Origin of the sequence: Novosphingobium resinovorum, assembly GCF_001742225.1 — a bacterium.
GTDB classification, from domain to species: domain Bacteria; phylum Pseudomonadota; class Alphaproteobacteria; order Sphingomonadales; family Sphingomonadaceae; genus Novosphingobium; species Novosphingobium resinovorum_A.
This window is the reverse complement of the sequence record NZ_CP017075.1, coordinates 3,017,934-3,031,857: the sequence shown is the minus strand read 5'-3', so window position 1 is coordinate 3,031,857 and position 13,924 is coordinate 3,017,934. Positions and strand designations below refer to the sequence as shown.

The window sequence follows — 13,924 nt, the reverse complement described above, 5'->3', positions numbered from 1 at the left end:
CGGGATGCCGATGCGTTATGGCGATCTCATTCAATTCGAGCCGATCGAGTCGGTCATTCAGCTTCTGGACGCTAACCGCCCGGATGAGGCGAAGAAGCTTGTATCGACCTACGTCATTTCCGACGACATGGCCGAACGGATAGCGAAGCAAATGATCCCCCAGCTCTCGTTCGACGAGGCTGTGGACCACAAGGGCGTACTAATTGTCGGCAACTACGGGACCGGTAAGTCGCACCTGATGTCGGTGCTCTCGCTGGTTGCTGAGGACGCGGCCTATGTCCCGATGATCCGCCATCCGAAAGTAGCCGAGGCCGCCGAGGCGATCGCGGGCAAATTCAAGGTTCACCGGATCGAGATCTCCAGCCAGATGTCCTTGCGGGACATCATTACGCAACAGCTTGAGGTATTCCTCGAAAAGCACGGCGTCAGCTATTCCTTCCCCCCAGCGGACAAGGTCATCAATAACAAGGCTGCCTTTGAGGAGATGATGGCGGCATTCGCAGAGGTCCACCCGAACCACGGCGTCCTCCTCGTGGTCGATGAGTTTCTTGAATACCTGAGATCCCGAAAGGATCACGATCTGGTTCTTGATCTGTCGTTCTTGCGTGAGATCGGCGAGGTCACAAAGCATCTCCGCTTTCGGTTCGTCGCCGGCGTTCAGGAAGCGATCTTCGACAGCAGCCGATTCCAGCATGTCGCTGATAGCCTTCGTCGTGTGAAGGATCGTTTCACGCAGATCCTGCTTGCCCGCCAGGACGTCAGCTTCGTGGTGGCCGAACGCCTCCTTAAAAAGACGGCAGATCAGCAGAACAAGATTCGCGCCTACCTTACGCCATTCGCCAAATTCTATGGCTCAATGAACGAGCAATTGGATGAATACGTCAGGCTTTTCCCGGTGCATCCGGACTACATCGGAACTTTCGAGCGGCTTGTATTTACCGAAAAACGCGGTGCTCTGGTTACTCTCCGGGACCAGATCCAAGCCATCCTCAACGATGAGGTGCCCGATGATCGACCAGGGCTGATCGGTTACGACAAGTTCTGGGAGACGGTCACATCAAACTCCGTGCTGCGCGCAGATCCGAACATCGGACCGGTGCTCAAGGTGTATGAGGTGCTGTCGGAGCGGGTGAAAAAAGCGTTCACGCGCCCTGCATACAGGCCGATGGCCATCCGGATTATTGACGGGCTTTCGGTCCATCGCCTGACAACGGGTGGTGACATCTATGTTCCCGTAGGCCCAACCGTCGAGGAACTCCGCGACACGCTCTGCCTTTTCCAGCCCGGCATCGAAGACATGGGCGGAGAGCCGGAAGCCGACTTGCTGTCCCTTGTTCAGACCGTCCTGCGGGAGACGCTGAAGACCGTCAACGGCCAGTTTATTTCCAAAGCACCGGACACTGAGCAGTACTATCTCGATCTGAAGAAGGACGTGGACTATGACGCCCAGATTGAGAAGCGGGCTGAAGCCCTGTCCGATGATGCGCTGGATCGTGCCTATTACAATGCAATCCGGCAACTAATGGAGCGCACCGACGAGACGAGTTACGTCACCGGCCATCAGATCTGGCAATACCAGATCGAGTGGCAGGATCACCGCGTCGAGCGCAGTGGCTATCTCTTCTTTGGTGCTCCGAACGACCGGCCGACGGCCCAGCCCGAACGAGATTTCTACATTTATTTCATTCAGCCGTTCGAGCCCCCGCGGTTTCGCGACGACCACAAGGCGGACGAGGTTTTTTTCCGGCTCAAAGGCCTCGACGACGCGATCCGGCGTCACCTCTCCTTCTACGCTGCGGCTCAGGATCTTGCCTCCACAGCCAGCGGTGGGGCGAAGTCCATCTACCTCGACAAGGCCAAAGACGCCCTGCGCGACATGAGCAAGTGGCTGCAGGAAAAGCAGATGTCGGCCTTCGACGTCACCTACCAGGGCAAGACAAAGTCCCTGCAGGAGTGGACCAAGGGCGTCTCGCTGCGTGATAAGGCCCGGCTTGGGCCGGAGGAGCGGATCAACTTCCGCGACGCCGTAAACGTCATCTCTGGCCTCGCGCTGAATAATCAGTTCGCTGAGGTCGCGCCCGAATATCCGACATTCGCCGCGCTAGTGACCGAGGCAAACCGGAAGCAGCTCGTCGGCAACGCTCTGCGCGCGCTGGCGGGCGGAAACCGCACGAAGGACGCAGTCGTCATTCTTGACGGGCTGGAGATGCTCGATGGTGATCGTATCGATCCCACGCGGTCCAAGTACGCACAGGAGGTGTTAGCCCGACTGAATGCAAAGGGGCATGGCCAGGTCCTGAATCGCAGCGAACTGGTCAGCGGCGATGCCGACGTTGAGTATTTCGCGCCGATTAAATTCCGCCTTGAGCCCGATCTTTTGGCCACCGTACTCGGCGGACTGGTCTACGCCGGCGACATCGTTTTGGCGATCACCGGCGACAAGATCGACTCCGGCAAGATCACGCTGCTTGCCGAGCGGCCCCTCGATGAGCTGAAGCAGTTCAAACACGTCGAGGCGCCGAAGGAAATCAATGTTGCCGTCCTCCGCTCACTGTTCGAGGTGTTGGGCCTGCCGCCCGGACTCGCTCAACAGGCAACGCAAGGCTCGGACGAACCTGTCAAACGCCTCCAGGAGGAAGTCAGCAAGCTGACGCGGCGTGTGCTCAGCGTAACTACGGACATGACCGGTCGGCTGAGCTTCTGGGGACAGCCGCTTTTGCGGGATGAAGAGATCCGCGATTGGCGCACCAAGCTTGATGCGCTGAAGGCTTTCTCCGAAAGCCTGGCGCCCTATAACACGGTCGGCAAGCTCAAAAATCTTCGCTTTGGTGCTGATGATATCGCGGCCCAGAAGAAGAACCTCGAAGTCCTGGAAGCTGTCGAGGGGATGCTGGAGCTGGTCACCGAGCTCGGCGCAACGGCCAGCTATTTGTCGCAGGCCGAGATGGTCCTGTCAGCGGATCATACCTGGGTGAAGCAGGCGCAGGAGACCCGGAGGCAGCTTCTTGACAAGCTCGCGTCGGATCGGACAGCGCAGCATGCGAGCGAGTATCGGCAGACACTCGCCCGACTGAAGAAGGATTACATCACCGCCTATGTCGGGCAGCATAGCAAGGCGCGCCTTGGGGTTTCTGAAGACAAGACGAAATCCGCGCTCCGCAAAGACTCGCGGCTGGCCGCGATGCGGGCGCTGGCGGGCATCTCGCTTATGCCGACCAGCCAGTTATCCAGCTTCGAGGAGAAGCTGGATAAACTGAAAAGCTGTGCCTCGCTGATCGACTCCGAACTCTCGGCATCACCGGTCTGCCCGCACTGCAACTTCCGCCCGGCTAACGAGCAGGGTGATCTGCTTCCGGCCGCCAATGTCCTGAAGCAGCTCGATGACGAGCTTGACCGTCTTTTGGAAGGGTGGGTGCAGACGCTGGTCGACAACATCGAGGATCCGATCATCCAGTCAAACTTTGAGCTGCTGAAGGGCTCGTCGCGCAAGATCGTCACAGGCTTTGCCGAAACGAGAACTCTTCCAGAGTTGGTCACGCCTGAGTTCATCGCCGCAGTTCAGGAGGCACTATCCGGTCTCGAAAAGATCGACGTCACCGGGGAGGACATCCGGAAGGCGCTGCTCCAAGGCGGATCGCCCGCTACGCCAGAAGACCTGCGCAAGCGGTTCGAAACCTTCCTGAACGACCGCTGCAAAGGCAAGGATACCAGCAAACTTCGATTCGTGGTGGAGTGAGATGTCGCAACTGGCGTGCTGTAAAAAGATTGAGATAAACCGATGAGTGACCTTCTGAGCAACGCGACCAAAGACGGCGGTTCTGTCGAGTGCCTCGGCTTGACCTTTCCCAGCGACGATGCCCGGCGCGAGCATTTTCTGAATCTGCTGGCGGAGAAGCTGCGGGATCCGGCGTTCCGGGCTCAAGAAGGGTTTCCGGTGGGGACCGACGAGGCCATTTTGGCGATGTCGGATCCGCCCTATTACACGGCTTGCCCGAACCCCTGGCTGGCGGAGTTCGTGAGGCATTACGGCCACCCCTATGACCCGGCTGAGAAGTATGCGCGCGAGCCGATGGCGATTGACGTGTCAGAGGGGAAGACCGACCCTCTCTACAGGGCGCATTCCTACCATACCAAGGTGCCACATTTGGCCATCGTGCCGTCGATCCTGCACTACACCGAGCCCGGCGATATCGTGCTGGACGGCTTTGCCGGTTCGGGGATGACCGGTGTTGCGGCGCAGTGGTGTGGCACAGCGCCCGCCACCTATCGGCACAAGCTGGAGATGGAGTGGAAGAAGGCTGGCACTCCGGCACCGAAATGGGGCGCGCGACGAGTGGTGCTGAACGATCTGTCGCCTGCCGCGACTTTCATTTCCGCCAACAACAATTTGCCGTTCCTTGCTGATGCATATGAAGAATCTGGGAAAAGATTGCTTGCAGAGCTTTGGACCTCGATTCGGTGGATGTATGAGACTTTGCACTCAGACGGTAAGACGCTTGGTCGAATTGAATACACCGTTTGGAGTGAAGCGTTCATATGCCCAAGTTGCAATGGGGAGAACGTCTTCTTGGATGCTGAGAAGGTCTCCTATGAGGGTCAGCGTGACCGAATACGCTGCAGCTCATGCGGAGCCGAAGCTCGAAAGGAGGAAATGGCGCTCGCTCAAGTTCAATTTTTGGAGGATGGCCAAGTCCAGTGGCGCCCTAAGCGTGTAGCTGTTTCAATTTTCTATAAAATTGGGTCAAAGGTATTTGAGAAGAAGCCCGACCAAATCGATCTCGAGGTATTGAAGAGAATTGATGAACTTGAGATTCCAGAGAATTTTCCACATGTTGCATTTCGCTCATCAAAGACCTTCAACGAAGGACGGATGCGAACCACTAACACAAGAAATACGAGAAGTATTTTTCTGCCAAGAGCGGCACATGCGATAGCGAAAATCTGGGCTTTAGCCGAGGGCGAACACGATAAAAAACTGAGAATGAATCTGCTCTATAGCATAGAGCAGGCAATAATTAGTATGAGCGTTTTTAATCGATATCGACCGACTGGATATTCACAGTTTGGGCAGCATCTAACCGGAGTTTTTTATGTTGGCTCACAGCATGCTGAGTGCACGCCTTGGTATATCCTTGAGGGAAAATTTGGTCGCGTCGAAAAAGCATTTCAGACTTTCAGAACGAAATTCGGAAATGCCATTGTCAGCACTGGATCGTCGACGGCACTGCCTTGCCCGGATGGAACCATAGATTACGTCTTCGTCGATCCACCTTTTGGGTTTAATATCTTCTATGCTGACCTAAACAATATTGTTGAGGCTTGGCATCGAGTTATTAGCGAAGTTGGCGGAGAGGCAGTAATTGATGATTATGCTGGAAAGGACATTCACGTTTATCAAAGATTGATAAGGGGATGTTTCTTAGAGTTCTTTAGGGTGCTCAAGCCTGGCCGATGGATGACAGTTGTCTTTTCAAACAGCCAAGCTAAAGTTTGGAATGCTATCCAAGTCGCATTGCAAGAAGCTGGCTTTGTGGTGGCCGAGGTTACAACTCTCGACAAAAAGCAAGGCAGCTTTAAGCAAGTTACATCCACCAATGCCGTCAAGCAGGATCTAATTATCTCTGCTTACAAGCCCAATGGCGGGCTGGAGCAGCGACTGGCTGAGCGTGGTGCTGCCCCTGAATCCGCATGGGATTTCGTGCAGACCCACCTTCGCCAACTTTCCGTCTCAAAGTCGAAGGACGGCGTGCTGGAGTTCGTCGTCGAGCGGGACCCCCGCCGCATCTACGACCGGATGATTGCTTGGTTCGTGCGCCACGACGTTCCAGTGCCGCTGTCAACCGAAGAATTCCTCGACGGGCTACGCAGCCGTTTCTCCGAGCGCGACGGAATGGTCTTTTTGCCAGATCAGATCCCGGAGTATGAACGCAAGCGTGCACAGGCGGCTCAACCACCTCAGATGGAAATGTTCGTGGCCGATGAGCGCAGCGCCATTGACTGGCTGACCGACTTCCTGCGCAAGCGGCCGTCAACTTATCAGGAAGTGCATCCCGAGTTCACGACCCAGCTTGGTGCTGGCTGGAAGAAGCACGAAACCCGTCCGGAGCTGTCGGCGCTACTGGAAGACAACTTCCTTCGCTACGACGCGTCGGGCGAGGTGCCGAGCCAGATCCACAACTACCTTTCAACGAATTTCCACGACCTGCGAAACCTCGAGAAATCCGACCCTCGCCTGAGAGCGAAAGCGAAGGATCGTTGGTTCGTGCCTGACCCCAACAAGGCGCAGGATCTGGAAACGAAGCGCGAAAAGGCACTGTTGAAGGAGTTCGACGAATACCGCACGGCCCCCGGGCGGCGGCTGAAGGAGTTCCGCCTCGAAGTGCTTCGCGCGGGCTTCAAGTCCTCGTGGGCGGCACGGGATTTCAAGACCATCATTGCGATCGCACAGAAGGTTCCCGAAGAGGCTCTGCAGGAGGATGAGAAGCTGCTGTTCTGGTACGACAGTGCGCTGACGCGCATGGAGGCCAATGCGTGACGCGTGGGGATCTCGAACACGGTATCGGTGAGTGGTGCTGGCATGAACGTCATGCCTCGCCCTGCCGTGTCGTGGATCGGGAGGAGATCTGGGGCGAGACTGCCTATCGGGTCTGGCTACCCGGCAAGGATGCCGTCGTCCGCGCCCGCTCGCGCGACCTGATCCCGCTCGATTCCATCCAGCCCACGGTCGAGCACATCCTCCACACGGCCGCGGCAGCAAAGCTGCTGGATGCGCTGGAGGACAACCTTCTGCTGGCGCCGATCCAGTCGAGCGTCGTGCCGCTGCCGCACCAGCTCTACGCGCTCAACCGGGCCATGAGCCGGGACAGGATCCGCTATCTGCTGGCGGACGAGGTAGGCCTTGGCAAAACGATCGAGGCTGGGCTGATCCTTCGCGAGTTGAAGTTGCGCGGCATGGCACGGCGGATCCTCGTCGTCGCGCCCAAAGGCCTGGTTCGCCAGTGGCAGGCCGAGATGCGGCTGCATTTCGGCGAGACGCTGCAGTTCGTTGAGCCGTCCGAGCTGTCGGCCTTCCGCCAATGGCGAAGCGAGGAAGAAAACCTGTGGCGCCTGCACGATCAGGTCATCTGCTCGCTAGACTCGGTCAAGCCGATGGAGGGGCGGCGTGGCTGGAGCGCCGAGCAGCTCAGTACCTATAACCGCGAGCGTTTTGAGGATCTGGTCTCGGCGTCCTGGGATCTGGTCATCATCGACGAAGCGCACCGGATGGGTGGCAGCACAGATCAGGTGGCGCGCTACAAGCTGGGCGCGGCACTGGCGGAAGCTGCCCCTTACCTGCTGCTGCTTTCGGCCACTCCGCATCAGGGAAAAACCGACCAGTTCCATCGGCTGATGCAGCTTGTTGACCGGGATTCCTTTCCGGATGAGAGCAGCATCAATAGCGACCGTGTCCGCCCGTTCGTGATCCGGACCGAAAAGCGCGCGGCGATTGATGCGGAAGGCCAGCCCCTGTTTAAGCCGCGCATGACGCGACTTCACGCGGTAGCTTGGTCCGAACGGCATGCTGCACAAAGGCAGCTTTACGAAGCCGTGACCGATTATGTGCGCCATGGGTACAACCAGGCAATGGCAGCCAAGCAGCGGCATGTCGGTTTCCTGATGATACTGATGCAGCGGTTGGTAACATCGAGCACAGCTGCCATTCGCACCACACTAGAGAAGCGCCAGGCGCTCCTCGATCAGCCGCAACTCCAGGCCTCGTTGTTCGACGGCACCGATGTCGATGAATGGGCCGAGCTGGACGGGCAGACGCAGGTGGACATCGCCGTGCAGGCTAGAGGCTGGGAGACGGAGAAAGCCGAGGTCGAAACACTTTTGAACCTCGCGCGTGCGACCGAAGGCCAAGGCACCGACGCGAAGGCGGAAGCGCTTCTCGAGCTGATCTACAAGTTGCAACAGGAGGAAAATGATCCGGCACTTAAGATGTTGGTGTTCACTGAGTTCGTGTCGACGCAGGCGATGCTGGTCGAATTCCTGGAAAGCCGCGGCTTCTCGATTGCCACCCTGAATGGCGGCATGGACCTCGACGCTCGGGCCAAAGCGCAGCAGGCCTTTGCGCGCGACGTGCGCATCATGATCTCGACCGACGCTGGCGGCGAAGGCCTGAACCTTCAATTCTGCCACGTGATCGTCAACTTTGACATGCCGTGGAATCCGATGCGGGTCGAACAACGCATCGGCCGCGTCGATCGCATCGGCCAGCCCCATGTTGTGCGGGCGTTCAACTTTGTTCTCGAAGATACCGTCGAGCACCGCGTCCGGGAAGTGCTCGAGACCAAGCTCGCGATAATCGCGGAGGAGTTCGGCGTCGACAAGGCAGCGGACGTGATGGACTCGGTCGAGACTGAACCGTTGTTCGATGAACTGTTCGTGCAGGGACTTCAGAACCCCGACGCTATCGAAAGTGAATGTGATGCGGTCGTCTCGCAGCTTCGATCGACCATCGCGGAAACCAGCAAGAGCAGTGAGCTTTTGTCGGATAGCCACGAGCTTGATGCGGACGATGCCCGCAAATGGCGGGACCATCCAGCACAGTTCTGGCTGGAGAGGGCGATCACCACCGGGTTGCCCGCGCGTGGTGGAAGTGCTGTCAAAGAAGGCGACGCATGGCAGGTTCGTTGGGCGGATGGCAGCGAGTCGGCAAAGGTCTGCTTCGACGCGAGAACAGCGGAAGAGCGGCCGGACATCGAATGGGTCACGCTCGAAGATCCCCGCGCCCGGGCAGTTATCAGCGATCTGCCGCGCCACGTTTCAGCTCAGCCTTTGGCAACAGTCCGGATTACGGGACTTCCTGACAGTGTCCGCGGCGTGTGGTCGCTTTGGGAAATCAGCCTGTCCGCTGATGATTTTAGCCGGCGGCGTTTCCTATCCGTGTTCGTCAACGACGAAGGCCGAACCTTCCTGCCAACAGCTAAACGCATCTGGGATCTTCTTTTGACGGAACAGGTCGAGCCGGTTGGATCGATCTCTGCGGAAGATGCTGACTGGTTCGCTCGCTCAAGGGGTGCCGCTCTTGCGCAGGGCGAGCGCATGTTCACCGAGCTGGTTGAGGAACACAGGACCCGTATTCAGGAAGAGCGTGAACGCGCGAAATACGCCTACGATGCCCGACACCAAGCCATCGGCCGCGTTGGCCTGCAGACTGTTCGGGATTTCCGCCGCAAGCGCCTACAGGCTGATCACGATGCCCGCATGGCGCAGCTTAATGCCGCAGATGCCTATATCCCGGATCTCAATGCCGTACTCATGTTGCGCGTCGGCGAAGCAGCCCCCGGCGCATCATGAGCGCTTGGACCAACCGCATATTGCAGGAGTTCCCTGCGGACCTGTCTCGCTTCTGGATCGCTTGCGACCCCGACGATCTCCTGTTGGATGAGCGCGTCCTACACGACCTTCGGGAGCGGGGTTTCGAGGTGCTGCCGTTTGAGGATCCGGTTGCCTTTAGGGCTGAATACGAAGAGCGCTACCGGGCCGCTTGGGATCGAGGTGAAGAAGGGTCTTCAAAGGCGCTTGTCCTGCAGCTGTGCGGAACCGATTTGAATACACTGCCCTGGGACTACGTCCGTATGGGGCGCAAAGTCAGCCTGAGCCTGGCCGACCTGATTCCAAGGCTGAGCTATGGAGTAATCCGACAGGTCGATTCGGAATATCATGAAGTCCTGTTTCTGGCACACAACAAGCATTCAACTCAGCCCCTCGGGGAAGGTGAAACCAAGAACTTCATTCTTACCCACATCTTTCGCATCAGCCCTTACTTGCTCAACAAACCCGAGGATTTTTGGCGGGAGGTTCTAAGGCTCCACTACCGGGGAGCTGGTCTGCCGGATCTGCTCGCCAAACATGTTGCAGCAATATTGAAGGACACGCCCCTCGGCGGGCTGCCTATCGTAGAGCTGCTTTCGTCGAAGAGCTACATGGTGCGCACCGTGCAGGATGCATGGAGCCGATTCTTGTCGCAGTACGGGATCCAGAGCGATCGCACTTCGAATGACGACGCGATGGGTGCGCGACCAGAGGTTTTGGTCCCGTTTGAGCATCCAGATGTAAAGGTCATCGTTGATACGATGTTCCTCGAAGGAGCCCTACAGCCTGTCCGCGCACATGACTTGCCTCGCGATTTACCGGAATGGATTAAGGTTGGGCTGGTTGACGATCCCCGGGCGCTCGGCGAACTCATATCGGAAGGCGCAAAGAGGATTGCCGCGGACTTGCCAGCCGTCGAAGCATCGTATCGAGACTGGGTCGAAATGGCGCGGCGCCTGGGTGAGATTATCGCGCGCTTCAATGGTTTGAACGCAGGAACAGTCGAGCCCATTCAGCAACAGATCCACGCGCTACAGCGCGCCGCAGACGATCGGCTGAAGGACTGGCTCTTTCACCATTACGCGGACCTGCCGTCTCTTCCGGCCGCGAAAGGTCCGGTGATGGTTCATCACGTGCCACGATATCTAGCCTTACGTCGGAACGCCGGTGAGGATCGGGTGGCGCTTCTCGTATTCGACGGCTTGGCGATGGATCAGTGGATCCAAATCCGAGAATATTTGGTGGCACGCCTACCCGACTTTTCCGCAGATGAGGGCGGATGCTTCGCATGGCTTCCGACTCTGACCTCCGTCTCACGACAGGCTTTATTCTCAGGTCTCAAGCCGCGTGAATTTTCGAACTCGATTGAGACAACGTCCCAGGAGCCATCTCTGTGGACGCGCTTCTGGCAGGAGAATGGTCTTCGTAAGCCAGATGTCGTTTATCAGAAGGGCTTGAAGAGGACGGACCAATTGGCCGACCTAGAGGAGGCTATTGCCAGGCCCAATGTTAAGGTCGCCGGGATAGTCGTCGACATGATCGATGAAATCGTTCACGGCGCGATGCTCGGCAAGCGTGGTATCGCCGGGCAAATCAGCGCATGGTGCGACACCGGCTTCGTCGAAAAGTTGTTCCTGCTCCTCGCTGAGCATGGATATCAAATCTACCTAACTGCCGATCACGGGAACGTCGACGCGGACGGCATTGGCCGGATCAATCAGGGGGTAGTGACCGAGCTGAAAGGTGAACGGGTCCGAACTTACCGCAGTGAGGCGCTGGCGGCGTCAGTACCATCCGACATCGATGCCTTCCGTTTCGATAGCCCAGGCCTACCGCCTGATTTCTTGCCGCTGTATGCAGCGACCAGGGGCGCTTTTGTTCCAAAGGGAGACCAGATCGTCGCGCACGGCGGAATCTCGGTGGAAGAGTTGATTGTTCCTTTCGTCAAAATTGAGATCGCGAAGAGGACGTCATGAGCTCGCCGTCGCCACAAATAGGCTTCGACCGTTTCATCCAGTTAGATTGGGCGACGGCTGCGCTGCGTGTCAGAACGGGCTTAACCACAACCGATGATCTCTCGGATCTCCTAGATTCCGCGCATGCGGGAGCAGCCGCGAAGAAGAAGACGAAAACTGTACTCAACCGCTTGTGGTTGGAACCGCGGCCGGATCTTGTTGAATTTGCTGATCGCGGCATCGAATTATATCGCGAGACACCAGATGCGACCGTTTTCCCCCTGACTTGGGGCATGGCCATCGCAACATATCCGTTTTTCGGGAAGGTAGCGGAGATTGTTGGTCGTCTGACGGCGCTCCAGGGCGACTGCACGTCCGCTGAAGTCCACAGGAGAATGGCCGAGATTTACGGGGAACGAGAAGGCACTCGCCGCATGACGAATATGGTCCTCCAGTCACTGGCGAACTGGGGCGCTATTACCCGTACCGAAAGGGGCAAGGTGATCCTACGCCAGACGCCGGTCAAACTACTGGGATCTTCCGTAGTCGCTTGGCTCGTCGAAGCGTGCTTGCGATATACTAGCTGTGCACTCTCGGTAACAAATATCGAGTCCAGCCCATTCATTTTCCCGTTCGACCTTGGTGGTTCCACCGCATACCTTATTTCGCGGTCGAGCGCGCTTGAAGTACGGGTTGACAGCGGGAGCAATCAAATCGTCGGCCTGGTGCGGTGAACGCTTCCGCGGGCGCCTGCCGAAACGTGCTCGTGCGATGTGTCACCAGTTTGGTTGTGAAACAATGGGGAGCTAGGCTCGACCCATAAAGCCAACCCTTAAGGAGGGTGGCGCGCCGATCAGAACAAATCTATGAACATCTATCAAATCGTAAGCGCGTAGCCGAAGCCGTTATGGCCTGAAGTTCCAGGGCATGAGGTCGGCGATCTGGCTGTTGGGCCAACCGCCAGCGATGCGCTCGAGGGTTTGGGTCAGCCAGGCATTGGGGTCGATGCCGTTCATTTTGGCCGTGGTCAGCAGCGTGGCGATTGTCGCCCAGGCCCGCCCACCACCATCGGAGCCGGCGAACAATGCATTCTTGCGCGTAATGGCCTGGGGTCTGATCGTCCGTTCAACAATGTTGGAGTCGATCTCGATGCGGCCGTCGGTTAGGAAGCGTTCGAATGCAGCGCGGCGGCTCAAGGTGTAGCGGATGGCCTCGGCCAGTTTGGATTTGCCTGAGATGCGCGGCAGTTCCTTTTCGAGCATGACGAACAGCTCGGTGACGATGGGGCGGGAGCGCTCTGCGCGGATGCTGGCGCGCAGTTCGGCACCATGGCCGCGGATGTCCTCCTCGATGGCCCAGAGCGGCGCCATGGCCTTGACCACGGCACTGGCAAAGGGCGAGCCATCGCTGGCATGCAGGTCGAAGAACTTGCGGCGCGCGTGTGCCCAACACCCGGCCAGGGTCATGGCATCATTGGCGCCACGGTCCTTGCCCAGCCGGTTGTACGCCGCATAGCCGTCGACCTGCAGGATCCCGCGATAACCATCCAGATGCTGGGCGACGCAATCGCCTGACCGAGAGTCCTCGAACCGATAGGCCACCATGGGTGGTCCTGATCCACCGAACGGTCGATCGTCCCGGGCATAGGCCCAGAGCCAGGCGGTTTTCACCTTGCCAGAGCCCGGCGCCAATGTCGGCAATCGGGTCTCGTCGGCAAAGACGCGCTCGCCTTGCTTGATCGTGTGCAGCACATACTGGGCCAGCGGCTCGAGCTCGAAGCCGAGCCGGCCCATCCACTGGGCCATCAGCGAACGGTCCAGTTCCACCCCGTCGCGGGCATAGATCTCTTGCTGGCGGTAAAGCGGCAAGCCATCGGCGTATTTGCTGACCGCCACCTGGGCCAGCAGCGCCTCGGTGGGGATGCCGCCGACAATCAGGTAATCGGGCGCCGGCGCCTGCACGATGCGATCTTCGCCGTCAGCCAGGCGGTAAGCATATTTGGGGCGGCGGGTGACGATGACGCGGAACGTGGCAGGGGTTACATCGAGGCGCTCGGAGACGTCCTCGCCAATGCGAACAGCTTGGAGGCCCACGCAGTCGGTCGGCACCTCTGGTTCGATAATCTGCTCGACCCGCTCCAGGTGCGGCGCAAAGCCCTTGCGGGGGCGAGACGGCCGCACCGCCGAAGCGCCCGCACGCTTGTCTTGTCCGGCCCGGATCTCGCCAAGGCCGGTCTGCAACTCATCGAACACGAAGGCCAACTGCTCGGCATCGAGCGGATCGATGCGCAGCTTTTCCGAGCGTGTCCCGAACTGCGCCCGCTTGAGCATGGCGACGATCGATTCCAACCGAGCGATCTTTTCGGCATCGGCAGTCTTTGCCGCGCGCATGGCAACGATCTCGGCTTCATGGGCCGCAATTTCTGCCTGATGGACGCTAATTTCTGCCCGATGGGCCGCGATCGTGGCCTGCAGCGCCAGGCGCTCCTGATCGGCCGATGCCTTCTGGGCATGGGCAGCAGCGATCATCGCCTTGAGGGCGTCAACATCATCGGGAAGCTGCTGCGGATTGGCCGGGATCATGCCTGTAGGATGGCACAAAAAGTCCCG

At 58.4% G+C, this 13,924-nt stretch carries 6 protein-coding genes; 5 read left to right on the top strand and 1 reads right to left on the bottom strand.

The features are described from left to right. Window positions 1-4: 4 nt before the first annotated feature. The 5 genes from BES08_RS14240 to BES08_RS14220 are packed head-to-tail and all read left to right on the top strand — an operon-like array spanning window position 5 to window position 12,049. Window positions 5-3,736 carry a DUF6079 family protein gene (locus BES08_RS14240; protein WP_197524389.1) on the top strand — a complete coding sequence of 1,244 codons (3,732 nt, stop codon included), beginning with the start codon at window positions 5-7 and terminating at the stop codon, window positions 3,734-3,736. Window positions 3,737-3,778: 42 nt separating this feature from the next. Further along, the gene (locus tag BES08_RS14235) at window positions 3,779-6,535 is read left to right on the top strand and encodes a DNA methyltransferase (protein ID WP_069708692.1); all 2,757 of its coding nucleotides are present in this window, start codon (window positions 3,779-3,781) and stop codon (window positions 6,533-6,535) included. Further along, entirely contained in the window at window positions 6,532-9,342 is a 2,811-nt protein-coding gene (locus BES08_RS14230) for a DEAD/DEAH box helicase (protein ID WP_069708691.1), read from the top strand. Before BES08_RS14235 ends, BES08_RS14230 begins: the two co-directional genes overlap by 4 nt. After that, on the top strand, window positions 9,339-11,336 hold the full coding sequence (gene pglZ, locus BES08_RS14225) for a BREX-3 system phosphatase PglZ (RefSeq protein ID WP_069708690.1): 1,998 nt from the start codon (window positions 9,339-9,341) through the stop codon (window positions 11,334-11,336). The genes BES08_RS14230 and pglZ overlap by 4 nt, the downstream gene beginning before the upstream one ends. Continuing rightward, window positions 11,333-12,049, top strand: a complete 717-nt coding sequence (locus BES08_RS14220; RefSeq protein ID WP_069708689.1) for a hypothetical protein — start codon at window positions 11,333-11,335, stop codon at window positions 12,047-12,049. The genes pglZ and BES08_RS14220 overlap by 4 nt, the downstream gene beginning before the upstream one ends. 171 nt (window positions 12,050-12,220) lie before the next feature. Here the strand turns inward: BES08_RS14220 and tnpC are convergent, their stop codons facing one another. After that, entirely contained in the window at window positions 12,221-13,897 is a 1,677-nt protein-coding gene (gene tnpC / locus BES08_RS14215; protein WP_069708688.1) for an IS66 family transposase, read from the bottom strand. Window positions 13,898-13,924: the final 27 nt, after the last annotated feature.